24 protein-coding genes and 2 tRNA genes are annotated in these 23,205 nt (G+C 60.8%); 5 read left to right on the forward strand and 21 right to left on the reverse strand.

What is annotated here, in order from left to right; all coding sequences use genetic code 11:
- Positions 1-62: 62 nt before the first annotated feature.
- The 7 genes from rdgB to clpS form a co-directional block, all read right to left on the reverse strand.
- Positions 63-674, reverse strand: a complete 612-nt coding sequence (rdgB, locus tag HMPREF2698_RS02045; protein ID WP_070516103.1) for an RdgB/HAM1 family non-canonical purine NTP pyrophosphatase — start codon at positions 672-674, stop codon at positions 63-65.
- Positions 668-1,396 carry a ribonuclease PH gene (gene rph / locus HMPREF2698_RS02050; protein WP_010191250.1) on the reverse strand — a complete coding sequence of 243 codons (729 nt, stop codon included), beginning with the start codon at positions 1,394-1,396 and terminating at the stop codon, positions 668-670. Before rph ends, rdgB begins: the two co-directional genes overlap by 7 nt.
- 22 nt (positions 1,397-1,418) lie before the next feature.
- Positions 1,419-2,186: an MBL fold metallo-hydrolase gene (locus HMPREF2698_RS02055; RefSeq protein WP_070561735.1), complete on the reverse strand. Its 768-nt coding sequence runs from the start codon at positions 2,184-2,186 to the stop codon at positions 1,419-1,421.
- Between the two features lie 67 nt (positions 2,187-2,253).
- Positions 2,254-3,030, reverse strand: coding sequence for a glutamate racemase (gene murI, locus HMPREF2698_RS02060; protein WP_070561737.1), 777 nt, complete (start codon positions 3,028-3,030; stop codon positions 2,254-2,256).
- Positions 3,030-3,752, reverse strand: coding sequence for a rhomboid family intramembrane serine protease (locus tag HMPREF2698_RS02065; RefSeq protein ID WP_070522400.1), 723 nt, complete (start codon positions 3,750-3,752; stop codon positions 3,030-3,032). Before HMPREF2698_RS02065 ends, murI begins: the two co-directional genes overlap by 1 nt.
- 64 nt (positions 3,753-3,816) lie before the next feature.
- A complete protein-coding gene (locus tag HMPREF2698_RS02070; RefSeq protein ID WP_070561739.1) occupies positions 3,817-4,353 on the reverse strand; it encodes a DUF2017 domain-containing protein in 537 nt (178 codons plus the stop codon).
- 4 nt (positions 4,354-4,357) lie between these two features.
- Positions 4,358-4,693 carry an ATP-dependent Clp protease adapter ClpS gene (clpS, locus tag HMPREF2698_RS02075; protein ID WP_070522406.1) on the reverse strand — a complete coding sequence of 112 codons (336 nt, stop codon included), beginning with the start codon at positions 4,691-4,693 and terminating at the stop codon, positions 4,358-4,360.
- An 88-nt stretch (positions 4,694-4,781) separates the two neighbouring features.
- On the opposite strand from clpS, the gene HMPREF2698_RS02080 reads away from it, so the two are divergent.
- The 3 genes from HMPREF2698_RS02080 to HMPREF2698_RS02090 are packed head-to-tail and all read left to right on the forward strand — an operon-like array spanning position 4,782 to position 8,752.
- Positions 4,782-5,360: a CAP domain-containing protein gene (locus HMPREF2698_RS02080; RefSeq protein WP_070561741.1), complete on the forward strand. Its 579-nt coding sequence runs from the start codon at positions 4,782-4,784 to the stop codon at positions 5,358-5,360.
- 41 nt (positions 5,361-5,401) lie between these two features.
- Positions 5,402-6,754 (forward strand): nicotinate phosphoribosyltransferase, encoded by a 1,353-nt coding sequence (locus tag HMPREF2698_RS02085; RefSeq protein WP_070561743.1) that lies wholly within the window; start codon positions 5,402-5,404, stop codon positions 6,752-6,754.
- Between the two features lie 36 nt (positions 6,755-6,790).
- The gene (locus HMPREF2698_RS02090; protein WP_070561745.1) at positions 6,791-8,752 is read left to right on the forward strand and encodes an ATP-dependent DNA helicase; all 1,962 of its coding nucleotides are present in this window, start codon (positions 6,791-6,793) and stop codon (positions 8,750-8,752) included.
- On the opposite strand, the gene HMPREF2698_RS02095 is transcribed toward HMPREF2698_RS02090, so the two are convergent.
- The 4 genes from HMPREF2698_RS02095 to nrdF form a co-directional block, all read right to left on the reverse strand.
- A complete protein-coding gene (locus HMPREF2698_RS02095; RefSeq protein ID WP_070561747.1) occupies positions 8,749-9,474 on the reverse strand; it encodes a peptidyl-tRNA hydrolase in 726 nt (241 codons plus the stop codon). The two genes, HMPREF2698_RS02090 and HMPREF2698_RS02095, sit on opposite strands and share 4 nt — an antisense overlap.
- On the reverse strand, positions 9,467-10,660 hold the full coding sequence (serB, locus tag HMPREF2698_RS02100; protein WP_070561778.1) for a phosphoserine phosphatase SerB: 1,194 nt from the start codon (positions 10,658-10,660) through the stop codon (positions 9,467-9,469). The genes HMPREF2698_RS02095 and serB overlap by 8 nt, the downstream gene beginning before the upstream one ends.
- A gap of 103 nt (positions 10,661-10,763) precedes the next feature.
- A complete protein-coding gene (ctaD, locus tag HMPREF2698_RS02105; RefSeq protein WP_070561749.1) occupies positions 10,764-12,455 on the reverse strand; it encodes an aa3-type cytochrome oxidase subunit I in 1,692 nt (563 codons plus the stop codon).
- A gap of 338 nt (positions 12,456-12,793) precedes the next feature.
- Entirely contained in the window at positions 12,794-13,783 is a 990-nt protein-coding gene (gene nrdF / locus HMPREF2698_RS02110) for a class 1b ribonucleoside-diphosphate reductase subunit beta (protein WP_070561751.1), read from the reverse strand.
- A 183-nt stretch (positions 13,784-13,966) separates the two neighbouring features.
- On the opposite strand from nrdF, the gene HMPREF2698_RS02115 reads away from it, so the two are divergent.
- Entirely contained in the window at positions 13,967-14,611 is a 645-nt protein-coding gene (locus tag HMPREF2698_RS02115) for a FadR/GntR family transcriptional regulator (RefSeq protein ID WP_246819419.1), read from the forward strand.
- On the opposite strand, the gene nrdE is transcribed toward HMPREF2698_RS02115, so the two are convergent.
- From nrdE to HMPREF2698_RS02145, 6 genes are all read right to left on the reverse strand, one after another.
- The gene (nrdE, locus tag HMPREF2698_RS02120) at positions 14,608-16,770 is read right to left on the reverse strand and encodes a class 1b ribonucleoside-diphosphate reductase subunit alpha (protein WP_070561780.1); all 2,163 of its coding nucleotides are present in this window, start codon (positions 16,768-16,770) and stop codon (positions 14,608-14,610) included. The genes HMPREF2698_RS02115 and nrdE overlap by 4 nt on opposite strands.
- 62 nt (positions 16,771-16,832) lie before the next feature.
- The gene (nrdI, locus tag HMPREF2698_RS02125) at positions 16,833-17,258 is read right to left on the reverse strand and encodes a class Ib ribonucleoside-diphosphate reductase assembly flavoprotein NrdI (RefSeq protein ID WP_070522431.1); all 426 of its coding nucleotides are present in this window, start codon (positions 17,256-17,258) and stop codon (positions 16,833-16,835) included.
- A gap of 9 nt (positions 17,259-17,267) precedes the next feature.
- Positions 17,268-17,507, reverse strand: a complete 240-nt coding sequence (gene nrdH / locus HMPREF2698_RS02130; protein ID WP_070522434.1) for a glutaredoxin-like protein NrdH — start codon at positions 17,505-17,507, stop codon at positions 17,268-17,270.
- 385 nt (positions 17,508-17,892) lie between these two features.
- The gene (locus tag HMPREF2698_RS02135; protein ID WP_070561755.1) at positions 17,893-18,786 is read right to left on the reverse strand and encodes an esterase/lipase family protein; all 894 of its coding nucleotides are present in this window, start codon (positions 18,784-18,786) and stop codon (positions 17,893-17,895) included.
- Positions 18,787-18,935: 149 nt separating this feature from the next.
- Positions 18,936-19,058 carry a type B 50S ribosomal protein L36 gene (gene ykgO, locus HMPREF2698_RS02140; RefSeq protein WP_003847162.1) on the reverse strand — a complete coding sequence of 41 codons (123 nt, stop codon included), beginning with the start codon at positions 19,056-19,058 and terminating at the stop codon, positions 18,936-18,938.
- 123 nt (positions 19,059-19,181) lie between these two features.
- Positions 19,182-20,510, reverse strand: coding sequence for a sugar porter family MFS transporter (locus tag HMPREF2698_RS02145; RefSeq protein ID WP_070561757.1), 1,329 nt, complete (start codon positions 20,508-20,510; stop codon positions 19,182-19,184).
- Between the two features lie 36 nt (positions 20,511-20,546).
- Here HMPREF2698_RS02145 and nadE point away from each other — a divergent pair, with 36 nt between their 5' ends.
- The gene (gene nadE, locus HMPREF2698_RS02150; RefSeq protein ID WP_371325924.1) at positions 20,547-21,356 is read left to right on the forward strand and encodes an ammonia-dependent NAD(+) synthetase; all 810 of its coding nucleotides are present in this window, start codon (positions 20,547-20,549) and stop codon (positions 21,354-21,356) included.
- Between the two features lie 42 nt (positions 21,357-21,398).
- Here nadE and HMPREF2698_RS02155 read toward each other — a convergent pair whose 3' ends face one another.
- From HMPREF2698_RS02155 to HMPREF2698_RS02170, 4 genes are all read right to left on the reverse strand, one after another.
- Positions 21,399-22,121: a fructosamine kinase family protein gene (locus HMPREF2698_RS02155; protein ID WP_083303766.1), complete on the reverse strand. Its 723-nt coding sequence runs from the start codon at positions 22,119-22,121 to the stop codon at positions 21,399-21,401.
- 49 nt (positions 22,122-22,170) lie between these two features.
- A tRNA-Ala gene (locus tag HMPREF2698_RS02160) sits at positions 22,171-22,243 on the reverse strand.
- 22 nt (positions 22,244-22,265) lie between these two features.
- A tRNA-Ala gene (locus HMPREF2698_RS02165) sits at positions 22,266-22,338 on the reverse strand.
- A 99-nt stretch (positions 22,339-22,437) separates the two neighbouring features.
- The gene (locus tag HMPREF2698_RS02170; RefSeq protein ID WP_070530070.1) at positions 22,438-23,190 is read right to left on the reverse strand and encodes a DsbA family protein; all 753 of its coding nucleotides are present in this window, start codon (positions 23,188-23,190) and stop codon (positions 22,438-22,440) included.
- Between the last annotated feature and the right edge of the window lie 15 nt (positions 23,191-23,205).

The raw sequence follows: 23,205 nt of genomic DNA on the forward strand, positions 1-23,205 counted from the left end.
ATCGGTTCATCCACACGAAATGTCCCTTAAGCCGGGCTTTTGTTATTCCCAGTTCCGCGCGCTTAGGCTTGCCCGGCGAGGGCCGCCAAAGGTTCGCGCAGCTGCGCCAGTGCGCGGCCACGGTGCGACACCGCGTTCTTTTCCTCCGGGGACATCTCCGCGGCGGAACGGGATTCGCCCTCGGGCTGGAAGAGGGGATCGTAGCCGAAGCCATTCTCGCCCTGCGGCGCAGTGAGCAAGGAGCCTGGCCACCGGCCCTCCACCACGTGCTCCTGGCCATCCGGGGTCACCAGGGCGCAGACCGACACGAATGCCGCCGCGCGACGCTCCGCGGGCACGTGGGACATCTGCCCCAACAGCAAACGATTATTCGCTTCATCGTCGCCGTGTCCGCCCGACCACCGGGCCGAGAGCACACCAGGCATGCCGTTGAGTTCTTCCACCGCGAGGCCGGAATCATCTGCAATCGTTGCCAAGCCGGTGTGCTGCACCCCGGCGCGCGCCTTAATCAACGCGTTGTCGGCAAAGGTGCGGCCGTCCTCCACGGGCTCCGGGTAAGCCTCCACCGCGGACAGTGGGAGCAGCTCGATGCCCGCGATGCCGGCGTCGGCGAGGATCTTCTCTAGTTCCTTGAGCTTCTTGGCATTATTCGAAGCGACGAGGAGCTTTACCATCCGAGGGCCGCCTTTTGAGCGTCGATAAGCTGGGCGCAACCAGCCTGCGCCACGTCCAACATGTCGTTGAGCTCCGCGCGGCCGAACAAACCGTGCTCGCCGGTGCCCTGAATCTCGACGAAGTCTCCGCCTTCCTGCATCACCACGTTGAGATCGACCTCCGCGCGGGAGTCCTCTTCATAGGGCAGGTCGAGGCACACGTGGCCGTCGATGATGCCGACGGAAACCGCAGCGATGGGATCCAGAAGTGGCTCGCCCGGGACGACGCCTTCCTCCTTGAGGTAGGCAATCGCATCAGCAAGCGCCACATACGCGCCGGTGATCGACGCCGTGCGGGTACCGCCGTCTGCCTGCAGCACGTCGCAATCCAGTTGGATGGTGTTCTCCCCCAGCTCAGACAGGTCCACCGCTGCGCGCAGGCTGCGCCCCACCAGACGGGAAATCTCGTGGGTACGGCCCTTGACCTTGCCCTTCATCGACTCGCGCGGCATGCGCTCGTGGGTTGCAGAGGGCAGCATGGCGTACTCAGCAGTCAGCCAGCCCTCGCCGGAATCCTTCTTAAAACGCGGCACCCCGAATTCCACGGAAGCCGTACACATGACTCGGGTGTTACCGAACTCCACCAGCACCGACCCAGCCGGATTGGTGGTGAAATTACGGGTAATGCGAACGCTACGGAGTTGGTCGAGCGCGCGACCATCAGCACGAGTGAAATCAGTCATGCCCACTACCCTACCGCGCGTGTTAGAACTCGAGCTCCATCCCAGCGGCGCCGACGACGATCTCTCCGTCGAACTCGCGGGCAGCGGCGGCATATGTTGCGGCGACATCGCCCCACGGCTGTAGGTGAACAAGCACGAGCTTCTTTACCCCTGCCTCACGCGCTAGGCGCCCAGCTTCTGCTCCCGACATGTGCATGTCTGGAGCCTTATCCTCCGAAGTCTCGCCCCAAGCAGCCTCACAGAGGAAAGCATCCACGCCTTGGGCAGCCTCAACGAGCGCGGGGGTATAAGCAGAATCCGCCGAATAACACACAGTTGCGCCGGTCTTCGTGTGCTCGACCCGCAGGGCATACGTTTCTACCGGGTGCACGGTACGGAAAGGCGTGATGTAGACATCGTCGACAAGCTGGCGCTCACGGTCCACCCACGGACTAAACGCAAAGGAATCACTCATATCATCCACCCCATCCGGGGCATCCGATGACAACCGGCCCAAGTGGGTTTCAGTCGCCGCCGGGCCGAGGCAAAAATTGCGAGAAGCTGCCGGGGCCGTGGGGTGGAAACGGCGCCAGACCATCAGCGACGGGAAGTCTAGGCAGTGGTCAGCGTGGAGATGCGTTAATGCCACGTGGGCATCGCAAGGATCCTGGAGTTCCTGCAGGCGAGCAAGCGTACCCGGGCCGAGGTCCATGATGATGGACGGAGCCGAGGGGAATGACAGGAGGTAGCCAGAGGCCGGATTACCCACAGTGGGCACCGACCCGGAACAGCCTAGGATGGTCAGCTTCATGCGTTCAATAGTTCCACGAAACAATGGGGGATGCGAGATTTGGCTCGATTGTACATCTTTGCCGGTGCTAAATCTTGGGTCCCAGGAATCGCGTAGCCAAACGCTCGAACGCCGCGTGGTCACCAGTGCACTCAAAACTGCGGGTTGGCACTTGCCCCGCCGGGGCAAGCATGTCCGTCTTGGTGAGGATGCGCAAAACGTCCTTCGTGGTCTCCTCGGCGGAAGACACCAAGGTGACGTTGTCACCGATAGCGAGCTGGATGACGCCTGTGAGCAGCGGGTAGTGCGTGCAGCCGAGGACGAGTGTGTCGACCCCTGCCGATTGCAGCGGAGCGAGGTAGCCTTCCGCCACACCGAGGATCTGGCGCCCAGCGGTAATGCCGCGCTCGACAAAGTTCACAAAGTCCGGGCAAGCAACTGCCTCGCACTCGACGTTCGGGTTGACCGCAAAAAGATCTTGATAAGCACCTGAATTAATGGTGCCCTCCGTGCCGATCACGCCGATCTTGCCGTTGCGGGTGGTGGCAATGGCACGGCGCACGGCCGGGCGAATCACCTCGACGACCGGAATGTCGTAGCGCTCGCGGGCATCGTGGAGGAAGGCTGCGGTGGCGGTGTTGCACGCAATCACCAGCATCTTGCAGCCACGCTCCACGAGTTCATCAGCAATCGCGGTGGACAGCTCACGGACTTGGGCAATGGGCCGTGGACCATAAGGGGCGTGGGCGGTATCGCCGATGTAGACGATGGATTCGTCGGGAAGCTGCTCAATGATTGTGCGCGCTACGGTGAGTCCGCCTACGCCTGAATCAAAAATCCCAATGGGAGAGGTTGCATCAGGCATTAGTTCATCACTCCTCGAGGCGCAGGCTTAACCTTTCTCATCGGGTCATCAGAGGTGATCACCATGCCCGCGACGATGCCGCCAATGGCACCGAAAAGGTGGCCCTGCCAGCTCACTCCCTCATAGATGGGCAGCACGCCCCAGATCAGGCCGGAGTAGGCAAAACCAAGGCCTAAGCCAACGAGGAACTGGCTCAACGAGCGGTTAAAGATACCCCGCACGATAAGGTATGCCAACCAGCCATACACCACGCCCGAGGCTCCAATATGCGAGGTTCCCGGCCCGCCCAGCAGCCACGTGCCAACACCAGCGATGAGTACCACGATGATGGTGACCTCCCACCACGCCTTACGCCCGGATAGGCCAATCAGGAAACAAAACACCGCACCTGGCAGCGAGTTACCGATGAGGTGCTCAAAGTTTGCGTGGAGCAGCGGCGCGGTGAAGATCCCCCAGATACCGTTGAAATCCAACGGGTGAATGCCGTACTGCCCCAGCTCGCTTCCAAAGAACAGGAAGTTGATGATGTGGATGATCCACTCGACGGCCAGGAAGCCCACCGTTAAAGACGCAGCCGTTTTTAAACGTCCGGTCCGGGTGTAGTTCTTCGAGTCCCCCTTGTTGAGTATGGGTTGGTGCCCCGTTCCCGGTCCTGCCGGGCGGGGTTGGAAAGGGTTGGGCTCATGCGATTGCTGCTGGCCAAAGGGTCCACTCGTGGTCATAATGCCTCCAACTTTAGCAAGCGTGAGGCAAGGACTACGTCTCCAATCCCGGCCTGCGCTTCTGCTAGTCCATGATGACGTTGAGCAACGAATCCTGGCAGAAGGCCAGCCATTCCACGAGCGCATCGCGGTCTGCCCCGGGGGTATCCTGCGGCACGTCGCCAGCAGCGATGTAGAGGCGCAGGTCATTGAGGCCGGCGAGGAAAGCATGTGCTTCTTCCTCACTGATAGCCCCCTCTACCCCGCCGGTAGGGCCAAGGGCGGTGTTAATCACCTGGAGATTCTCCAGCTTGGCGCGCGCGATGTCATTCTCGTGCAGCGAGCGCAGCAGCGAATTATCACCATCGAACTCCTCATCCCCTGGCTTCTGGAAGTCTGGAAAGAGACGGGCCAGTGACGGATCCTCCGGCGCTTCGGTGTGCCCAGTGGGCATGTCGAGCATGTCCGCCAATTCATCCTTCGGCGCTGACTGCGCGCGGGCGATGATGGCCTCGGAGACCGTCGCGGTGAGATCACCGAGGACTTCACGCTCCATGGGCTCGAATACGGTGGTGTACTTCGCACCACGCATGAAGGACTTTTTCTTCTTCCACGTCTGCATACTCTTATCCTGCCTGCTGCATCGTGGCCCACAGGCCGGCGACCTGTAGTTTCTTCACGTCAGCTTCAACCTTGTCGCGTTCGCCCGAGGACACCGCCGCCTTACCTTCGGTATGGACTTGCATCATCAGCTCGTTAGCTCGCTTCTTGTCATAACCCAAAACGGTCTGGAACACGTAGGAAACGTAGCTCATTAGGTTGACTGGGTCATCCCAGACAATGCACATCCACGGCAGGTTTTCGCTCGTGGCGACGTCGACGTCAATCGCCTCATCCAGCTCCGGGGTGGCCATGGGCGAACTCATCACCACGACTGCGGACGTTTCGTTGTGCGCTTTCATGTCCTCTACACTAGCCAAATTTTTTCATCTCGCGAACAGTTATACTGTCTTCGACCTTTAACCTGATTGTCGTTTGCAGGTGGCATCGATGAATTCTTTCTCCCTTCCCCCAGCCGTTACTGACATTCTCGCGGGACGCCAACCCTCAAGAGAGGACCTTGTGCCTCTCGTGCAGCGCATCCTTACCGTATTGGTCCTCGGTGGCACGCTCGTGACCGCCGTGCTCAGCTTGACCAACCCCTCCGATAACGGCAGCTCACAGGATTCTGAGCCTCCCGCACCGGCGACGTGCGATTACGAGCTTCCCGACGTCCCCGTCCAACGCCAGCTCGCCACCATTCAAGAGGATCTACTCACGGCACTCAACGAGTGGCGCAGGAAGGACGGTCAGGCCCCGCTGGTGCCCGGGATCGATCGCCAGACCGCTGCGCGCGAAAAGGCAGAATGCAACGCAGTAACACACGAGGAAGGGCCATCTGAAGAAAACGTGCAGATGGTCCAGCACCACCTTCCTTTGGACACGGCGAGTGGATATGAGTTTGTCGAAGCCTTCCGAGCTTCCCCCTCCCACGTGGCCGCCTTGCGCGATCCCCGCATGACCACCGCTGCGGTGGGCACGGCTTACAGCGACGGCGAAGTCTACGTTGTCATTCAGCTCGAAGCATAGAACTGCTGATTTTTCGGTACGCGCTGAGTAGCATCTTCGATGTGACTACTACCTCAGACAACGTCCAGGATTCTGGGCTCGGGCCCAGCGATCGTTCTACGGCCCTGCTTACCGATAAGTATGAGCTGACCATGCTGCAGGCTGCGCTGCGCGATGGCTCCGCACACCGCCAGGTGGCCTGCGAAGTGTTTGCCCGCCGCCTCCCCAACGAGCGGCGCTACGGTGTTGTCGCCGGCACCGAGCGTGTCCTTCGCGCAGTCCGAGACTTCCGCTTCACCGCTCAGCAGCTGGCGGAGATGGACTTCCTCGATGCAGAGACCAAGGACTACCTGGCTAATTACCGTTTCTCCGGGCACATCGATGGCTATCGCGAGGGCGAGCTGTACTTCCCCAACTCGCCGCTTCTGACCGTGCGCGGAACCTTTGGCGAATGCCTGATCCTGGAAACCGTAATCCTGTCCATCATGAATTCCGATTCCGCCGTGGCCTCTGCGGCCTCGCGCATGGTGGTGGCTGCGGATGGCCGCCCCATCATCGAGATGGGCTCGCGCCGCACGCACGAGTATGCCGCCGTCACCGCCGCCCGCGCTGCCTACCTAGCCGGTTTCCAGGCCACCTCCAACCTGGAGGCTGGCTACCGTTATGACATCCCGGTCTCCGGTACCGCGGCGCATGCATGGACGCTCGCGCACGTCAACGAAGACGGAACCCCGAACGAGGAGGCGGCCTTCCGCGGGCAGATCGAAACCCTCGGCGTGGGCACCACCCTGTTGGTGGATACCTACGACATCACCAAGGGCGTGGAAACCGCCGTGCGGGTGGCCGGCCCCGAGCTGGGTGGTGTTCGCATCGACTCCGGCGATTTGGCCGCTGTCACTCGCCGCGTGCGTAAGCAGCTCGATGACTTGGGCAACCACAACACGAAGATCGTTGTCTCTTCCGACCTGGACGAGTTCGCCATCGCTGGCCTGCGCGGAGATCCCGTCGACGTCTACGGCGTGGGTACCTCGGTGGTCACCGGCTCTGGCGCCCCAACCGCCAGCATGGTGTACAAGGTCGTCGAGGTTGATAGCCATCCCGTGGCCAAGCGTTCCTCCTCGAAGAAGTCGCAGGGTGGAGCAAAGCGCTCCCTGCGCACCTACCGCTCCTCCGGGGTGGCCGTCGAGGAGCTCGTGCTCCCCTTCTCCGCCGAAGATCCAGACACCGGAACACTGAGCACCCGCGACATGACGGTGCCGCTCATGCGCGACGGGGAGATCCTGGACAATCTGCCCACCCTCCACGAAGCCCGCGAGTACCTAGCCCACGCCATCACCACTCTGCCGTGGGAAGGTTTAGCTCTGACCCGCGACGAACCTGCGGTGCCGACCCGCTTCATCGGGTTCGGCTCATAGGATGCGTGCGGGAGGCAACCGACTAGACTGACTCAAATGCAGGACTCAACGGTTGACCTCCTCGACGCCGCCGTCTCCGCCCTCGGAGGTGCGCGGCGTGCCGGCCAGGTACGCATGGCGGAAGCCGTGACCACCGCGTTGGAAAAAGAGCGCCACCTCGCCGTGCAAGCTGGAACGGGTACGGGTAAATCACTGGCTTACCTCGTCCCTGCCTTTCGCCACGCGCAAGAGACCGGGCACACCGTGATTGTTTCCACGGCCACGCTGGCACTGCAACGCCAGCTGGTGGAACGAGATCTGCCGCGCCTCGCCGAGGCCCTCGAACCGCACCTGGAAAAGAAGCCGACCTTCGCCATCATGAAGGGGCGTTCCAACTACGTCTGCCTCAACAAGGTCTCCCGCGCCGCTGAGCTTGAAGACGAAGACGCCCTGCTTGACCAGGACGCCATCTCCAGCCTCGGGCGCCATGTCCAGCGCGTCTACGAGTGGGCGGAGGACACCGAGACGGGTGACCGCGAGGACCTCGAACCGGGAGTGCCCGATCTAGCCTGGCGGCAGGTCTCCGTCACCTCCAATGAGTGCCTTGGTGCTACCCGCTGCCCGCACGGCGAGGACTGCTTCGCGGAGCTCGCGCGGCGCCGCGCGGCGGACGTCGACATCGTCGTCACCAACCACGCGCTGCTCGCCATCGATGCGGTGGCAGACATCAACATCCTGCCGGAGCACGATGTCGTCATCATCGATGAGGCACACGAGCTAGATGGCCGCATCACCTCGGTCTCTACCGCCGAGATCACCGGGCGCGCCCTCAAAATGGCGGCCAACCGCGCCAAGTCCCTCGGCGCCAATGGCAAAGACCAGCGGCTGAGCGAACAAGCCAATGAGCTGAGCCAACTCCTCGGTGAATTCACGCCGGGCCGCTGGACCGATCTTCCGGAGGAAGCCAAGCAGCAACTCATGAGCCTCGCGGACACGTTAAGCGACTGCCGCGAGACCATCGCCCGCGCCCCCGAGGGCGAACAGGCCCAAGACCCAGAAAAATCTGCCGAGCGCCAAAACCTGGCCAATCACCTCGGCAGCCTCGTCGAAGCCATCGCCCGCATCCTCGACGTCTTCGCCACCGGTGACCCCGCAGCACACGCCGACGTGGTGTGGCTGGAACGCGATGAGCGCACGCTGAACGACACCCTGGCCGTTGCCCCGCTCTCCATCGCCGGCATGTTGCACGAAAAGCTCTTCGGCGAGCAGACCGTGGTGCTCACCTCCGCCACGCTTGCCTTGGGCGGGCGCTTCGACGCCATGGCCGCACAATGGGGCCTGCCCAAAGGTACATGGGACAGTCTCGACGTGGGCTATCCTTTCGACCCCGCGCGCAGCGGCATCCTCTATACCGCAGCGCACCTGCCGCAGCCGGGCCGCGACGGACTCAGCCCGCAGACCCTTAAGGAAATCCGCGAGCTCATCATGGCCGCGGGCGGGCGCACCCTCGGTCTCTTCTCCTCACGCCGGGCCGCACAACAAGCGGCCGAGGAGCTCAAGCCCACGCTCCCCTTCGACATTTACCTTCAAGGCGAGGACTCCATCGGCGCGCTCGTGGATAAATTCACGAAGAACGAGAACTCCTGTCTGTTCGGCACGCTCACTCTCTGGCAGGGTGTCGACGTCCCGGGACCTGCCTGTTCCCTCGTCCTCATCGACCGTATCCCCTTCCCCCGCCCGGATAATCCCCTGATGCAAGCGCGCACCGAGGCCGCGAAAGCGGCTGGGCGCAATGGTTTTATGGAGGTTTCCGCTACGCACGCGGCGCTGCTTATGGCCCAGGGCGCGGGCCGCCTGCTGCGCTCCACTGCGGACCGCGGGGTCGTCGCAGTCCTCGATAGCCGCTTGGAAACCAAGCGCTACGGCTCCTACCTGCGGGCCTCCATGCCGCAGATGTGGCCCACGAGCGACCCGCAGGTCGTGCGCGGCGCTCTCAAGCGCCTGGTTGAGGCCCACTAGGGGCGGCGCAGCGCGCACACCGTGGCTGAGTCTGGGGCGACCTCGGTGAAACCGGCGTCATGCACCACCACCGCTCCCTGACGCGTACAAGCCACGGCGAAGTCCGCATGAGGGATTTCGCGCACGGACAGCACAAAGTCCTGTGCCGCCCAGTCCTCCACTTCCTCGGCGCTCATCGCCGCGGCCAGTAGCATTGAGCCGTGCCCTACTTGTGCTGCGGCCTTTCCCGCGCTCATGGCGAGGGAGGCGTCGACGTAGATCACAGGGACGTCGTCAAGCGCGGGCCCTGGCTCATCCTTCGGCAGGTCGGTGTGGCCGATCTGCAGCTTCGCCACGAGTGGGTCCACGTCCTGCACCGCCGAGGGGAGGAAAACGCGCGCGCGATCATCCACGGTGACGCCGGGCAGGGACTGCACATCGCGCCAGGCCTTGTTGCGTGCGCGGCGCGCCACCTTGCGGATGCGGTGCCCGTACCACTGCCCTAGGGCCTCGGCGAAGGCCCCATCCTGGCCAGCCCTATCATCGAGGCAGAGCTTGACGACGCCTTTAGCTGCCGCCTCGAGCGCCTCGGTGCGCGCGGGCGGATCCTGCTTGGGCAGGTTGAGCGCGATCTGCATCGCCTGAATGGTCTCGGGTTTGTTCGGGTCCTCAGGGTCATCGCGCCAACTGCGCTCGCTACACGCAGCCGCAAGACGGCGATGGGCCTCGCGGAGATTACTCACTGGCAACTTCTTCCATCGGGATACCGAGGATCTGCAGGATCTCATCCATGTATGGGTGGTTGACGGAGGTATCCGCAACCTGGCGCAGCGCTGGCTTGGCGTTGAAGGCGATGCCCAAGCCGGCGGCGGAAATCATGTCGATATCGTTAGCGCCGTCGCCGACGGCAACGGTCTGCAGCATGCTCAGGCCCGAATCCGCGGCGAATTCGCGCAGGAACTTCTCCTTGGCCTTGCGGTCCACCACGTCACCGATGACGCGGCCGGTGAGCTTACCGTCCACGATTTCGAGGGTGTTGGCGCGCACGTAGTCGAGGTCGAGTTCCTGTGCCAGATCTTCGAGGACCTGGATAAAGCCACCAGAGACTACCGCAACGCGGTAGCCCATCCGCTTGAGGGTACGAATGGTGGTCCGCACGCCCGGGGTCAGGCAAATATCGGCGGCGGTTTCTGCGATGACGGACTCCGGCAAACCTTCCAGGGTGGCGACGCGCTCGCGTAGGGATTGCTCGAAGTCCAGCTCGCCGCGCATCGCGCGCTCGGTCACTGCGGCAACCTCGGCTTCCTTGCCGGCGTGGGCGGCCAGCATTTCGATAACCTCACCGGTGATAAGGGTGGAATCGCAGTCAAAGCAGATAAGCCGCTTCGAACGGCGCTGCAGGCCGGAGCGCTCGATGGCGATGTCGACACCTTGCTCGGTAGCTAGGCGGGCCAGCATGGCGCGGACGGGATCGGCAGCACCATCGATCGTGATATACAGCTCCAAGCCATTGAGCGGGTAGGTGGAGAGCCCGCGGATACGGTCGATGTTGACGTTGAGGTTAGCCAGTTCCTTAGCAATGGCCGACATCTGGCTGGCGTTGAGCTGGCGTCCCAGAACCACGACGACGTGCGTGGAGCGCGGCCGTGAGGTTGCCTCCTCTTCCCGAAGATCCACGTTGATGGATTGGGCATAAATGCTCAACGTGTTGCGCAGGCCCTGCTCGAGCGCTTCGAGGCGGGAGGCCTGCACCCGGATATACGCGGAGAGGGAAATACGGCCGGAGAAGATGGCTTGCTCGGCGTCGACGAGCTCGACATTGTGGGAGCTCAGTACGCGGAAGAAGGCCGCCGACACACCGGGCTTATCGGGGCCGGAGGCGGTAACAACGGCGAAGACTTGTTCACTTTGATTATCCACGGGGCTTATTATCTCACACCGCGTTGGTGACCTTTTCACCTACGGCAAACGCCGCCTCCCCATCGCAGTGATGGGGAGGCGGCGTTTTCAGGAGTACTCAGCTAGTGAGTGCTTAGTGGCCGACGTGTGCTTCCTCGCGCATGCGCTTAACCATGTGCGGGTAGTGCAGCTCGAAGGCCGGGCGCTCGGAACGGATGCGCGGCAGCGACACGAAGTTGTGGCGCGGCGGCGGGCAGGAGGTGGCCCACTCGAGGGAGTTGCCGTAGCCCCACGGATCGTCCACGGTGACGATCTCACCGTAGCGCCAGGACTTGAAGACGTTCCAAATCAGCGGGATAACCGAGGCGCCGAGGACGAAGGAGAAGATGGTGGAAATCTGGTTGAAGACCGTGAAGCCGTCAGACTCCAGGTAGTCGGCGTAACGACGCGGCATACCCATGTTGCCCACCCAGTGCTGAACCAGGAAGGTGCCGTGGAAGCCGATGAAGGTCAGCCAGAAGTGAATCTTGCCCAGGCGCTCATCGAGCATGCGGCCGGTCATCTTCGGGAACCAGAAGTACAGGCCGGCGAAGGCGGAGAACACCACGGTACCGAACAGGGTGTAGTGGAAGTGAGCAATCAGGAAGTAGGACTCAGCAAGGTGGAAGTCCAGTGCCGGGGAGGCCAGCATAATACCGGTCATACCGCCGAAGAGGAAGGTTGCCAGGAAGCCCATGGCGAAGATCATCGGGGTATCCCAGGTGATGTGACCCTTCCACATGGTGCCGACCCAGTTGAAAAACTTCACGCCGGTCGGAACCGCAATGAGGAAGGTCATGAAGGAGAAGAACGGCAGCAGGACAGCACCGGTCACGAACATGTGGTGAGCCCACACAGCCATGGAGAGTGCACCGATGGCTAGCAGAGCGAAGACGAGGCCGATGTAGCCGAAGACCGGCTTACGGGCGAAGACCGGGACAACCTCGGAGATCATACCGAAGAAAGGCAGAGCCAGAACGTAGACCTCCGGGTGACCGAAGAACCAGAAGAGGTGCTGCCACAGGATGCCGCCACCGTTAGCGGAGTCGAAGATGTGGCCGCCCAGCTTGCGGTCATAAAGAACACCCAGTGCCGCAGCGGTCAGCAGCGGGAAGATCATCAGAACGATGACAGATGCGGTAAACACTGCCCAGGTGAAGACCGGCAGACGGAACATGGTCATGCCCGGTGCACGCAGGGTGAGGACCGTGGTGATCATGTTGATGGCGGAAGCAATGGTACCGACACCGGTAGCGCCCACGCCGACGATCCACATGTCGGCGCCGATACCCGGGGTGTGAACCGAGTCAGACAGCGGGACGTACATGGTCCAGCCGAAGTCAGCAGCGCCGCCCGGGGTCAAGAAGCCCGCGAGCATCACGACGCCGCCGGTCAGGGTAATCCAGAAACCGAAAGCGTTCAGACGCGGGAAGGCCACATCCGGTGCGCCAATCTGCAGGGGCAGAACATAGTTACCGAATGCCCACACCACTGGTGTTGCAAACAGCAGCAGCATGACGGTGCCGTGCATGGTGAAGAGCTGGTTGAACTGCTCGTTGGACAGGAACTGCAATCCTGGGGTGAAAAGCTCAGCGCGAAGCAGCAGAGCCATGAAGCCACCGAGGAAGAAGAAGCTGAAGGCCATGATCATGTACATGATGCCCAGCTGCTTGTGGTCGGTGGTGGTTAGCAACATCCACGCCTTGGAACCGGTCTTTGCGTTACCAGTCGGCTCCGGACGTGTAGGCGCGACATAATCGTCGAGCCGTGGCGCCACAGCGGTCATAAAATCCTCCTGAAGAACAAGCGTCTAACCACATCGGTATCACGCGTTTTCTCGCGCCACACCCCAGTGATCAAACACCTAGGTTTACTCGCCTTATATTAAGGCACCTCAGGGCCAAATTTCCAGCGCTCTAACTTTCTCCGTAGCCCTTGCTAGCCCCGTTTTATCCGGATAACCCCTTGTACGTGGCAGACCCGTCTCACCAGAAGGTAAGACCTGGTGATCTAGAACACAGAAAGGCTGACGTGTTGGCCCCCAAAACCCGAAAACGCACCCCCTGAAAGAATCAAACTTTCGGTTGATCGTGCCAGGAGGTGCGGCGTGGCAATGGACGGTGCTTAGAAGTCCCAGTCCTCGTCGGTGGTTTCCTCCGCCTTACCAATCACGTAGGAGGAACCGGAGCCAGAGAAGAAGTCATGGTTCTCATCCGCGTTCGGAGACAAGGAAGACAGGATGGCCGGGGACACGCGGGTTTCATCAGCCGGGAAAAGCCCCTCGAAGCCCAGGTTATTGAGCGCCTTGTTGGCGTTGTAGCGAAGGAAGCGCTTTACATCCTCGGTCCAGCCCAAGTCATCGTAGAGGTCCTCGGTGTAATCGATCTCGTTCTCGTAGAGTTCATAGAGCAGGTCGAAGGCGTAGCCCTTCATCTCTTCCTGCTCCGACTCCGAGAGCTTCTTGTAGCCCTGCTGGAACTTGTAGCCAATGTAATAGCCATGAACGGCCTCATCGCGGATGATGAGGCGGATGATATCGGCCGTGTTCGTTAGCTTTGCGCGCGACGAGAAGTACATCGGCAGGAAGAAGCCTGAGTAGAAGAGGAAGGATTCCAGCAAGGTGGACGCAACCTTCTTCTTCAGCGGGTCATCGCCCTGATAGTAGGACATGACGATTTTTGCCTTGCGCTGGAGGTTTTCATTCTCTTCGGACCAGCGGAAGGCGTCGTTGATCATGGGAGTCGACGCCAGCGTCATGAAGATATTGGAGTAGGACTTCGCGTGAACGGACTCCATGAAAGCGATGTTGGTATAAACCGCCTCTTCGTGGAGAGTGGTGGCGTCGGGAAGCAGCGATACCGCACCGACGGTGCCCTGGATGGTATCGAGCAGAGTAAGACCAGCGAAGACTCGCATGGTGGTCTCCTGCTCCTTCTCGGTCAGAGTCTTCCAGCTCTGGATATCGTTGGACACCGGCACCTTTTCTGGGAGCCAGAAGTTACCGGTGAGACGATCCCACACCTCAAGATCCTTCTCATCTGGAATCGTGTTCCAGTTAATTGCCTTCACCGGAGCCTCGTGGCTAGCGATGTAATCGTCGTACTCGTGAGACACGCACGTCACCTCGTCTTACTAGTTATTTGGAGTCTGGTGCCATCGTACCCGGTAAAACTAGGGGCCAAAATTCCTGCGTGTTTTATACTTAAGCCCTGTTCACACGCCCCCGAATGTCAATGGAGGTACCGGCTCCCCGTGACTGAACCCTCCGCTCCCCTACTCAGCACCGTTCTGGATACCATGGGCGCCGACATCGTCAGCGGCACCCTCGCCGCCGGTGAGCGTTTTACGCTCACCGATCTTTGCGCGCGCTTCGGAGTTTCTCGGACCGTAGCCCGCGAGGCAATGCGCGCCCTAGAGCACTTGGGGATGGTCTCTTCTTCGCGCCGCGTAGGTATCACTGTGCTCCCCATCAGCGAGTGGGCGGTCTATGATCCCGCCATCATTTCGTGGCGCCTGAGCTCAGAGAAATCCCGCGACAGGCAGCGCTCCTCTCTCAACGAACTGCGCCTTGCCATCGAGCCCGTCGCCGCAGGCCTCGCTGCGCTGCATGCGTCCCAGGAAGATAAGGAAGAGATCTTGGAGCTGGCCCAACGCCTCCAAGACACGCCAACGCGGCGCGTCGGTGAACACCTCGCTACCGACCTGCGTTTTCATGCCATGGTTCTCCATGCCTCGGGCAATGAGATGTTTTCAGCCCTCAGCCCTTATCTGCTGTCCATGGTGCGCGGGCGTTCACTCTTTGGCTCCCGCAAACGCAACCCCACGGCCGGCACCGCCCAGCGCCACCTGGATCTAGCGGAAGCAATCCACCGCGGCGACTCCCCCGAGGCAGAAAAAATCGCACGCGCCATCCTGATTGAGGCGCGTGCGAACAAGGGCTAGAGCATGCAGGAAACGCAGCCCTCAACCTCGGTTCCTTCCAGCGCCATCTGGCGCAGGCGGATGTAGTAGAGAGTCTTAATACCCTTGCGCCAAGCGTAGATCTGGGCGCGGTTGATATCGCGGGTGGTGGCGGTGTCCTTGAAGAACAGCGTCAGCGACAGACCTTGGTCAACGTACTTCGTGGCCTCGGCGTAGGTGTCGATGATCTTCTCGTAGCCGATCTCATAGGAGTCCTTGAAGTACTCAAGGTTGTCGTTGTCCATGTGCGGCGCCGGATAGTAGACGCGGCCGATCTTGCCCTCCTTGCGAATCTCAATCTTGGAGGCGATCGGGTGAATCGAGGACGTCGAGTTGTTGATGTACGAAATCGATCCGGTCGGCGGCACTGCCTGCAGGTTACGGTTGTAGATGCCGTGCTTGGCGACGTCCGCCTTCAGCGCAGCCCACTCCTCCGCCGACGGGGTGTGAATCGAGGACTTAGCGAAGAGCTCCTTGACCTTTTCCGTGCGCGGAGCAAAGTCAGCCGGATCATAACGGTCGAAGAACTCACCGCTGGCATAGTCAGACTCGGGGAACTCGGTGAAGTACTCGCCACGCTCGCGGGCCAGCTTGTTGGATGCACGCAACGCGGCGTACATGATGGCGGCGAAGTAAGCGTTGGTGAAGTCCAAGCCTTCATCGGAGCCGTACTCAATGTGCTCGCGGCCAAGGTAACCGTGCAGGTTCATCTGCCCCAGGCCAATCGCGTGGGAATCATCGTTGCCCTTGCGCACGGAGGGAACGGAGTCGATAGAGGTCTTGTCCGACACAGCCGTCAAGCCACGGATAGCGGTTTCCACTGTCAAGGCGAAGTCCGGGGAATCCATGGTAGCCGCGATATTGAGGGAGCCAAGGTTGCAGGAAATATCGCTACCCAGGGTCTTGTAGGTGAGGTCGTCGTTGAGCTCTGACGGGGCGTTCACCTGCAGAATCTCGGAGCACAGGTTCGACATGTTGATGCGCCCAGTCTTGACCGGGTTGGCGCGGTTCACGGTGTCCTCGAACATGATGTAGGGGTAACCGGACTCGAACTGCAGCTCCGCGACGGTCTGGAAGAAGTGGCGAGCGTTGATCTTCTTCTTGCGGATACGCGGATCCTCGACCATCTCTTCGTAGTGCTCGGTGATGGAAATATCGCCGAAGGCCTTGCCGTAGACGCGCTCGACATCGTACGGGCTGAACAGGTACATGTCATCGTTACGCTTTGCCAGCTCGAAGGTGATGTCGGGGATCACGATGCCAAGCGAAAGGGTCTTGATACGGATCTTCTCGTCCGCATTCTCACGCTTGGTGTCAAGGAAGCTCATAATGTCCGGGTGGTGCGCGTTGAGGTACACCGCACCAGCGCCCTGGCGAGCGCCCAGCTGGTTGGCATAGGAGAAGGAATCCTCCAACAGCTTCATCACGGGGATGACGCCGGAAGACTGGTTCTCAATATGCTTGATGGGCGCACCGGATTCACGGATGTTGGACAGCAACAGGGCCACGCCGCCGCCGCGCTTGGACAGCTGCAGAGCGGAGTTAATAGAGCGCCCAATCGACTCCATGTTGTCCTCGATGCGCAACAGGAAGCAGGACACCAGCTCGCCACGCTGAGCCTTGCCGGCGTTAAGGAAGGTCGGGGTAGCCGGCTGGAAGCGACCGGTCATGATTTCATCCACGAGGTGTTCAGCCACCTCCGTGTCACCATCCGCCAAGAAGAGTGCGGTCATGGACACACGGTCTTCGAAGCGCTCGAGGTAGCGGCGGCCGTCGAAGGTCTTCAGGGGGTACGACGTGTAGTACTTGTAGGCGCCAAGGAAGGTCTTAAAACGGAACTTAAAGGCATAGGCGCGCTTGAACAGGGACTTGATGAAATCGAAGTCGTACTGCTCGATCAGCTCCGGCTCGTAGTACTTGTTTTCCACCAGGTAGCGCATCTTCTCTTCCAAGTCGTGGAAGTAGACAGTGTTCTGGTTGACGTGCTGGAGGAAGAATTGGTTCGCGGCCTCGCGGTCCTTGTCGAACTGAATCTTGCCGTTCTCGTCATACAAGTTCAGCAGCGCGTTAAGTGCATGATAATCCAGTTGCTCGGCCGGCTTCACAGGTTCGGCGACGGTCTTACCCAGTTGCGTGGTCACGACGTTCACGGGCCTTTCTTTGCTATGGCGAAATGGAGAGACGAAATAGTACGGATGAGGCTTTAGGCAGCCAAACCTAAAGCGGCCGCGTTGGCCAGGAGGCCTTCACGGCAAATTGTGACATCTTCCTCGGTTCCGAGAAGCTCGAAGCGATACACATAAGGAACCTTACACTTGGCGGCGATAACGTCACCCGCCTTGCCAAAGTCACTGCCGAAGTTGCTGTTTCCTCCGGCTACAACGGCGCGAATGAAGCTGCGGTTGTGTTCATCATTCAGGAAACGAATGACTTGTTTGGGTACAGGCCGCGTGTTCTGCCCGCTTACCGACGCCCCTCCCCCGTATGTCGGGCACACCAAGACATAAGGTTCATTCACGGTGAGGGGCTCGTCATTAAGGCGCAGCGGGATGCGGGCGCTGGGAAGGCCGAGCTTCTCGACGAAGCGGTGGGTGTTTTCCGTAGCGGAAGAGAAATACACGACCAACATGGCGTTAACCTAGGCGCTCGCCACCATCGCAGTGAGGGCCTTGATGCGATCCGGGCGGAAGCCGGACCAGTGCTCGCCGTGCGCTTCCACGACCGGCGCTTGGACGTATCCGAGGGCCATGACGTAGTCGCGGGCATCATCATCGAGGGAGATATCCACCAACTCGTACTCGAGACCAGCACGGTCGAGAGCCTTCTTGGTGGCGTTGCACTGGACGCAAGCGGGCTTAGTGTAGACAGTGATGCTCATGTGACGTTCCTTTGGCTTCCTTCGGCGCTACACGCGGAGTGACTGTTGAATTCGGTACTGGCAGAGCGTTCAACGGCTCTGCCTACAGGCTCTGAACAGCGATATCGGACCGCCGCTCGAGCAACATCAACGACACTATACTTTGTGCCCGCACCCCGCAACTAGCACTACATGTAGTAGTTACATGCCTGGTATTCCCAGGATGTAACTTGGCCCGACCCCACATGTTGACACCCCATCACTCCGCCCGTCCCCACGGCGGTAACTACACCGTTGATATTCCCTGCACGTTTACCGAAGATTCACTTAGTTTGTGACAAAGTCCACAAAAGGGCACGGCTCTAGGCCACGCCCTCGATACCGGCCCCTCTATTGCCAATGAAATCTAATCAAGCATTGGCTCGACACAGGTTCCAGAATCAGCCCCTTGCCCCGCCTCGCGGGTCAGACCAAAGAGCACCTGGCTCATCGTCATGGGATCCCGCGGCAGGTCCGGATGCAGCGGCTCCGCTCCGCACAGCTCCCCTAGATCGATGTTGACCACGTCGGCGCCGTCGACAGGTGTAAGCATGGAGGAAGAGTTCGGGGTCACCGTGACGTCGGCAGGCGAATAGATCGATGTATAGAGCGGCCCCGGCGCCGTATCAGGCAGCGCATTGAGGTTCTCCATGAACTCGGAGCCGACAACCTGCTGGATGCCTGCAGAGCTCGCCAAGAACCGAGCAAAGTGTGGCATCGCCGCAATCATCTTGGCCAGAACCTCGCCCATCCCGTTGAGGGTTGTGCCATGGAGGTTGCCACCAATGGCCACAGCGTGGGAAACGTGCTCAGCCGAACCGTACATCTGCGTGTAGGTCTTGATGTGCAGCCCGCCCTGCGAGTGGCCCACCAGATTAACCTTGTCGCTTCCGGTCACCTCGCGCACGTAATCAATCTGCCCTGCAATTTCGCGCGCAGACTCATCCAAGTCCGCAATCGCCTTGGCACGAGGATTCGCGTTCTGCAACGTCACGTCGTCCGCGCCGTAGTCAAAGGCCCACACGCACATCCCCTCCTCCTGCAGGACCGGGATCAGTTCGTTCCACGTCGAGGAATTGTCCGACGTGCCGTGGAGAAGCACCACCGGCTCACGCACCTCGCCGCTCGGCTCGCACGAGGGGTCATTGATTCCCAGCGAGGGATCCGCCAAGCTTTCAAACTCAAAGTCCGCAGCATGAGCTACCGGAACAGTGAACCCAACTGCAGCAGCACACACCGCCGCCACGAGACGCTTCTTCATTATTCTTCTTTCTTTCAACTATCTTCCGGGCTCCTGCCGAAGTCCGCCCGATAATTATATTCATTAAAGCGCATCTGTCCAGGCATGTGGGCATAAAAAATCCGCCCTCCCCACAAAGCGGGGAAGACGGAGACGAGGAAACTCGTTTCTTAGCCCTGGCGAGCCTTGAAGCGCGGATCCTTCTTGTTGATCACGAAGACCTTACCGTGGCGGCGAATAACCTGGGCGCCCGGCTTCTTCTTCAGCGACCGAAGCGACTTGCGAACCTTCATCGGGCGCTCCTTTCGTTATGCGCAATCTTGATGCGATTGATTAGTTCAAAGCATAGCTGGGAAGACACCCAGCAATGACACGAGGAAAAATGTTACCCCACACGCGCGTCATTACCAAAACACTCAGCTTTCGGAGTAGCGGGAGCGCAGCTGCTCGGCAACATCCTCGAGGCTCTCCCTCGCCGTTTCCGGAACGAGTGCGCGGGTATATCCCACCGCGACGAGACCTAAGACCGCGAAGATTCCGAAGGCCAGCGAACCTCCGAGCCACTCGACCACCGGCAAGAAGAACTGCGCCACCGCCCAGTTACTCACCCACAGTGCCAGCCCGGCGATTCCCATGCCCACCCCTCGGACCTCAGGCGGCACGATTTCTGACATGAGCAACCACGTGGCCGGGGAGACTGCCGCCTGCTGAAAGGCAATGAACGCCGCCATGCACGCCAACGACAGCATGGCCAGCGGAATGGAGTCATGGGCGAAGTGATAGGCCACCGCGAGGACCACGAGTGAGACCACGTTGCCGCCTAGGCCCGCCAACAGCAGCCGGCGGCGTCCCAGCCGGTCAATCACGCGCATGCCCACGAGGCACGCTACGACGGATACCGCACCGATCACCATCGACGTATATACCGAGTTAGTAGTGGAGATACCCACCTGGTTCATCATCGTGGGCGCGAAGTACACAATGGCGTTCACACCCGTAATCTGCTGAGTCACCCCCATGAGCATGGCAAGCGCGATGGCCCAGCGCATCCAACGGTGGCGTCGCAAAGCTCGCCATTCACCCGTGCTCGGACGTGGACTAAGCTCCAACTCCGCTCCCTGCGCGCCGACCCGAGCGCTGACCGCGGCAGCTTCACGCGGTCGCCCTTGTGCCGCGAGCCATGCCGGGGTATCGGGCAGGAAGACCATGCCGAGCGCCAGCGCCGCGCCCGGGACCGCGGCCAGCCCCAGCATCCAATGCCAGCTGCCGCTTGCAGCCAATAGCGAGTTCACGCCATACGCCAGCAGCTGCCCCACGACGATCATGAGCGTATTGAGGGAGACCATCCGGCCCCGCACAGCCGCCGGGGTGATTTCGGAGATATACATCGGGGAGACGATCGACACCGCGCCCACTGCCACGCCGAGGAATGTGCGGGCGGCAGCGAGTTCATCGGCCGAGCTTGAAAGCGCGCACCACACGGAACCAGCCACGAAGATGAGCCCACCGGCGATGAGGGTGCGACGCCGCCCGATCATGCTCGCCACACGCCCAGCGACCAGCGCGCCAACTGCCGCGCCGACCAAGAGCATCGAGGTCACCAGCCCCTCCTCATGGGCAGACATGCCGAATTCCGGTCCCACGAAGAGGAGGGCTCCGGACATCACTCCGGTGTCATATCCAAAGAGCAGGCCACCCAGGGCGGCGACGCCTGCGACCATCATGACGTACGTATCTTTGTTCACGGGTTCCTATTGTCGCAGGCGGCTACCATTGGCGTCATGTCACATGAATCCATAGACCTCCAGCACGACATCATCAAGGCCCTCGGCGTAAAACCCCGCATCGATTCAGAAGAAGAGGTTGAGCGCCGCGTCGCCTTTTTGGTGGACTACCTACGCACAACCGGCGCGAAGGGCTTTGTCCTGGGCATCTCTGGCGGCCAGGACTCCACCCTGGCTGGGCGCTTGGCTCAGCTGGCGGTGGCCCGCGTCGACGGCGCGGACTTCTGGGCCGTGCGCCTTCCCCACGGCGTACAGGCCGACGAGGATGACGCACAGATCGCCCTCGACTTTATCGAGCCCGACCACTGCCTCACCGTCAACATCGCCGAGGCCACCGCGGCTCTCGACGGCGCCGTGGCCAACGCCCTACACCAGGACTCCCTGGGGGACTTCAATCGAGGCAACCTCAAGGCCCGCCTGCGCATGGCCGCGCAGTACGCGCTGGCCGGCGAAGTCGGCGCGCTGGTCATCGGTACAGACCACGCCGCCGAAAACGTCACCGCCTTCTTTACCAAGTGGGGCGACGGCGCTGCCGACGTCCTGCCCCTCGCCGGGCTTAACAAGCGCCAGGGTGCTCAGCTTCTGAAGCATCTCGGCGCACCAGATTCCACGTGGAAGAAGGTTCCCACCGCAGATCTAGAGGATGACCGCCCCCTACTCTCTGACGAAGAAGCGCTCGGCGTCACCTACTCCCACATCGACGACTACCTCGAGGGCAAGGACGTGCCTGCCGCCGCCCAATCGCGCATCGAGACCCTGTGGCGCCGCGGTGCCCACAAGCGCACCATGCCGCCTGGGCCGCAATAATCTTCTGCCGGTTGCAGGGCGCTCTTAAGCAATGGAATCGCGCTAACGCAACGCGTCGAGCGTGGCCTCCGCTGCTTGTTCGAGCGGGCCGTAATACGCGGGCCCATGTGTTAAGGAATGCACCGCCAGCGAGTGCAGCTGATGCATGGGCACCCACTTCTCGTATTCCTTGGGCGCCCCGTACCCGCGGAGGATTTCCTCGTAGAACGGCGTGCCAAACAGTTCGAGCATGGCGAGGTCCGTCCACGGGTGACCGCCGTGTGCGGCAGGGTCAATCATCACGGCCGAATCGGCAGTAAACAGTACGTTGCCTGCCCACAGGTCACCGTGAATGCGAGCCGGTTTCACGTCCCAGTCAGCAGCTTTTATTGCCTCGCATGCTTGTCGGACAATCCCCTGCAATCCCTGAGGCAGTCCATCCACGAAAGGCAGCACTCGCTGCTCAGCGTAGAACTCGCCCCAGGATTCGCATGGTTCGCAGGGCTGCTCCACGCGCCCAATGAAGTTCGCACCCTCCCAGCCCGCCGGTGGCGCGCCGAAGGCGGGCGCTCCCGCTTCATGGACCGTGCGCAGCGCAGCGCCAAAGGCGCGGGCAGCAGGAGCGCTCGGCCGCGCCTGCTCCACCCGCCGCGTGCTAAGAGAAGTAGAGGTGACTTCGGTGACGTCCACGACGACGGCGGCAAGCGCCTGCGCAAGCCATCTCAACCCAGCAGCCTCGGCGCCAGCTTGATCAGGACGGGACACGGTCTTGGTGAATACATCCATGGCCCCAGCATAGAAAAAGGCCGCCCCCATTCAAGGAGACGGCCGAAAGTGGAGCTAACGGGATTCGAACCCGTGACCCCCACACTGCCAGTGTGGTGCGCTACCAACTGCGCCATAGCCCCAGAGCTGTATTGAATTATGAAGTGGAGCTAACGGGATTCGAACCCGTGACCCCCACACTGCCAGTGTGGTGCGCTACCAACTGCGCCATAGCCCCTCATACGAGGTGCAACCTTTGTGATTGCAACTCGTATCAATATATCGCCTCCGTTTTCACTCACCAAATCGCGAGTTTAGGTGCGGTATTTGCACGCCCCTACTTAGCGGCGACGAGGTCGACCCACTCCATGATGGAGGTCTTGTCATCCTCCGGAATGTCCTTGCCGTCCTTGATGATGCGCGGCGAGGACACGCTGCCGGTGTCGGCTTCCAGCTTCTCGTAGTTCGCGGTAACCAGGGCGTTACCCTTGCCCACCGGTGCATCCTCGATGGCCTTGACGGTGTCCTTATCCGCGCCCAAGGACTCAGCGGCCTGCGCAAAATCCTTCATCTCCCACTTGTTGTACACCTTGGACTGCTCATCCATGAGGTACTTACGCAGGTTCCAGTAGAGCTGTACGTCACCGGACTTGGCTACCTGCTCCATCGCAGCCGCGGCCTTGGAGGAGTGTCCCTCGTTGGACTTGATGCTCTCGATGCCATTCGGGCTGCCATCCAGGAAGTTGAGGGTGCGCACCTTAACAATGAGCTTGCCCTGCTCAATCTTTTCCTTCATCTGATCATCGGTCTGCTTGGCCAGATCAGAGCAGTGAGGGCAAGAGTAGTCCTCGTACAGCTCGACCTCCGGCGCATCCTTGGCGTCGGCAGCCTTGAGGGTCACGGCGTTATCAGCAAAGGACATCTCCATATTGACGTCCTGCTTGGTGTAGCCTTCCAAGCCCTCAACGCTGGCACCACGGTTTTGGTAGAAGATAAAGCCGAGCACGACGGCAATAATCACCAGCAGAACACCGATGCCCCACAGGAATCCGCTGTTGTTATTGGCGGTGGGGTCTTTAACTGTACTCATTGAGAAACCTTGTCT

The sequence above is a fragment of the Corynebacterium sp. HMSC072A02 genome (assembly GCF_001810085.1).
Lineage (GTDB): Bacteria > Actinomycetota > Actinomycetes > Mycobacteriales > Mycobacteriaceae > Corynebacterium > Corynebacterium hesseae.

Coding starts and splice junctions, on each gene's coding strand:
- rdgB (WP_070516103.1), bottom strand. CDS start 674: ATGGTAAAGCTCCTCGTCGCTTCGAATAATGCCAAGAAGCTCAAGGAA.
- rph (WP_010191250.1), bottom strand. CDS start 1,396: ATGACTGATTTCACTCGTGCTGATGGTCGCGCGCTCGACCAACTCCGT.
- HMPREF2698_RS02055 (WP_070561735.1), bottom strand. CDS start 2,186: ATGAAGCTGACCATCCTAGGCTGTTCCGGGTCGGTGCCCACTGTGGGT.
- murI (WP_070561737.1), bottom strand. CDS start 3,030: ATGCCTGATGCAACCTCTCCCATTGGGATTTTTGATTCAGGCGTAGGC.
- HMPREF2698_RS02065 (WP_070522400.1), bottom strand. CDS start 3,752: ATGACCACGAGTGGACCCTTTGGCCAGCAGCAATCGCATGAGCCCAAC.
- HMPREF2698_RS02070 (WP_070561739.1), bottom strand. CDS start 4,353: ATGCAGACGTGGAAGAAGAAAAAGTCCTTCATGCGTGGTGCGAAGTAC.
- clpS (WP_070522406.1), bottom strand. CDS start 4,693: ATGAAAGCGCACAACGAAACGTCCGCAGTCGTGGTGATGAGTTCGCCC.
- HMPREF2698_RS02080 (WP_070561741.1), top strand. CDS start 4,782: ATGAATTCTTTCTCCCTTCCCCCAGCCGTTACTGACATTCTCGCGGGA.
- HMPREF2698_RS02090 (WP_070561745.1), top strand. CDS start 6,791: ATGCAGGACTCAACGGTTGACCTCCTCGACGCCGCCGTCTCCGCCCTC.
- ctaD (WP_070561749.1), bottom strand. CDS start 12,455: ATGACCGCTGTGGCGCCACGGCTCGACGATTATGTCGCGCCTACACGT.
- HMPREF2698_RS02115 (WP_246819419.1), top strand. CDS start 13,967: ATGGGCGCCGACATCGTCAGCGGCACCCTCGCCGCCGGTGAGCGTTTT.
- nrdI (WP_070522431.1), bottom strand. CDS start 17,258: ATGTTGGTCGTGTATTTCTCTTCCGCTACGGAAAACACCCACCGCTTC.
- nrdH (WP_070522434.1), bottom strand. CDS start 17,507: ATGAGCATCACTGTCTACACTAAGCCCGCTTGCGTCCAGTGCAACGCC.
- HMPREF2698_RS02135 (WP_070561755.1), bottom strand. CDS start 18,786: ATGAAGAAGCGTCTCGTGGCGGCGGTGTGTGCTGCTGCAGTTGGGTTC.
- ykgO (WP_003847162.1), bottom strand. CDS start 19,058: ATGAAGGTTCGCAAGTCGCTTCGGTCGCTGAAGAAGAAGCCGGGCGCC.
- nadE (WP_371325924.1), top strand. CDS start 20,547: ATGTCACATGAATCCATAGACCTCCAGCACGACATCATCAAGGCCCTC.
- HMPREF2698_RS02155 (WP_083303766.1), bottom strand. CDS start 22,121: ATGGATGTATTCACCAAGACCGTGTCCCGTCCTGATCAAGCTGGCGCC.
- HMPREF2698_RS02170 (WP_070530070.1), bottom strand. CDS start 23,190: ATGAGTACAGTTAAAGACCCCACCGCCAATAACAACAGCGGATTCCTG.